Origin of the sequence: Actinotalea ferrariae CF5-4 (genome assembly GCF_000603945.1) — a bacterium.
In the GTDB taxonomy this organism is placed as follows: Bacteria; Actinomycetota; Actinomycetes; order Actinomycetales; family Cellulomonadaceae; genus Actinotalea; species Actinotalea ferrariae.
In genome coordinates, this window is the sequence record NZ_AXCW01000427.1 from 1 (window position 1) to 1712 (window position 1712).

Genomic DNA, 1712 nt, shown 5'->3' on the forward strand with positions numbered 1-1712 from the left:
GCCGGCGCGCAGCGTGACCTCCACCTGGCGGCCGACGGTCTCGCTCAGGCGCCGGCCCGCGCGGGCGGCGACGGCGCGGGCCTCCTCGCGGATCGCCGCCACCACCCGGTGCTGCTGCCGGTTGAGCTCGCGGAGCTCCTCGCCGGCGAAGGCCTCCTGCGCGTCGCGCAGCGCCGCGCCGAGCGCCAGCAGCTGCTCGACCTCCTCCGGACGCGCGCGGACGAGCTGGTTGACCGCCCAGGCAGCCGTCGTGGGACGTCGCAGCGCCGCCACCTCCCGGGCGAGGTCCCGGTGCCCGGCGACACGCAGCTCCTTCACGCGGGCGTCCCGGGCGCCGGTGAAGTCCTCGAGCGTCGCCGCGTAGAGGTCCTCGGCGACCGCCGCGAGCGTGGGCGACTGGTCGACCTGCTCGTCCTGCGCCACGTCCTCTCCTCTCGTCACCCCACTGCCCGGGAGCGGGCAGCGGTCAGCTCGCGTCGTCCCGACGCGGCACCGTGAGCGCTCCGCGCGCGTCCAGGGGCAGCCCGGGGTTGCAGGCGACCTCCCACACGTGACCGTCGGGATCGCGGAAGCAGCCGGCGTAACCGCCGTAGAACGTCTCGGCCGGGAGGCGGGTGACCGTGGCCCCGGCCGCCGCTGCCCGGCCGAAGACGTCGTCGACCGCCTCGCGCGTCCTGACGTTGTGGGCGAGGACCACCCCGCCGAACGTGGCGCCGTCGTCCTCGACCCCGGCGTCCGCGGCGAGCCGTTCCCGGCTCCACAGGACGACCGCCTGGCCGAGCGCCTGGAAGAACACGGTGTCCTCCACCTGCTGCCCCTGCCACCCGAGCGCCTCGTAGAAGCGGCGGGACAGCAGCAGGTCGCGGACGCCCAGGGTGACGATGCTGATGCGCGGCTCCATGTCACGAACGGTACGACCGAGCCTTGACGCGGCACAGGGGGCACCTGCGAGGGTGACCGCATGGCCCACGTGGAGCACTTCGAGATCCCCGCCGACGACGTCGAGCGCGCCCAGCGGTTCTACGAGCGCGTCCTCGGCTTCCGCTACGAGCGGTGGGACGACGACATGGGGATGATCCTCCCGCCGTCCGAGCGCGGCATCGGCGGGGACATCCACCGGCGGTCCGACCTGGCGCACCCGACCGTCGTCTTCACCGTGGACGACATCGAGGAGACCGTGGCGCTGGCGGTCGAGCACGGCGGTGAGCAGATCGGGGAGATCCAGCCGCTCGGCGAGAAGGACCGCTGGGTGTACGTGCGGGACAGCGAGGGCAACACCGTCGGGCTCTTCGACCACGGCGGCGCGACCGCCTGACGCGCGACGGCGGGGCATCCGCGACGAGGTCGGCCGCCGCCCAGGTCGGTCGTCGCCCAGGTCAGTCGTCGTCCTTGTCGTCGTCGTCCCCGCCGTCCCCGCCCCCGCCGACCTGCGCCGCCTCGCCCGCGGCGAGGAAGCTCGACCGGAGCACCTCGGCCTCAGGGGCACCCAGGCGACCGTCGCGCTGCAGCTCGTCGACCCGCTCCAGCAGCCCGTCGAGCCGGTCGGCGGCCTTGTCGGGCTTGCCGTCGGCGAACGCCGAGACGACCTCGTCCCACCGCTTCGCCAGGTCCCTCCGCTCGTCCTCCGGCAGGGCGGCGAGCACGGCTGCGGCGTCCGGTGGCCCAGCCGGCGCCTCGGCCGGCGGCTCGGCGGGCTCGGCCGGGGCCTCGGG

General features: G+C 75.3%; 3 protein-coding genes and 1 pseudogene. 1 reads left to right on the top strand and 3 read right to left on the bottom strand.

The annotated features are described in order from the left end of the window. Positions 1 to 423: pseudogene (locus N866_RS18485) on the bottom strand (hypothetical protein); the annotation flags it as partial. 43 nt (positions 424 to 466) lie between these two features. Continuing rightward, positions 467 to 901, bottom strand: coding sequence for a VOC family protein (locus N866_RS18490; protein ID WP_034229529.1), 435 nt, complete (start codon positions 899 to 901; stop codon positions 467 to 469). Positions 902 to 961: 60 nt separating this feature from the next. On the opposite strand from N866_RS18490, the gene N866_RS18495 reads away from it, so the two are divergent. Then, positions 962 to 1315 carry a VOC family protein gene (locus N866_RS18495; protein WP_173406179.1) on the top strand — a complete coding sequence of 118 codons (354 nt, stop codon included), beginning with the start codon at positions 962 to 964 and terminating at the stop codon, positions 1313 to 1315. 61 nt (positions 1316 to 1376) lie between these two features. Here the strand turns inward: N866_RS18495 and N866_RS21690 are convergent. Then, positions 1377 to 1712, bottom strand: a 336-nt coding sequence (locus N866_RS21690) for a hypothetical protein (protein ID WP_034229531.1), incomplete at its 5' end; no start/stop codon positions are given.

Excerpts from the sequence above, each read along its gene's own strand:
- N866_RS18490 (WP_034229529.1), bottom strand. The coding sequence starts at position 901 with ATGGAGCCGCGCATCAGCATCGTCACCCTGGGCGTCCGCGACCTGCTG.
- N866_RS18495 (WP_173406179.1), top strand. The coding sequence starts at position 962 with ATGGCCCACGTGGAGCACTTCGAGATCCCCGCCGACGACGTCGAGCGC.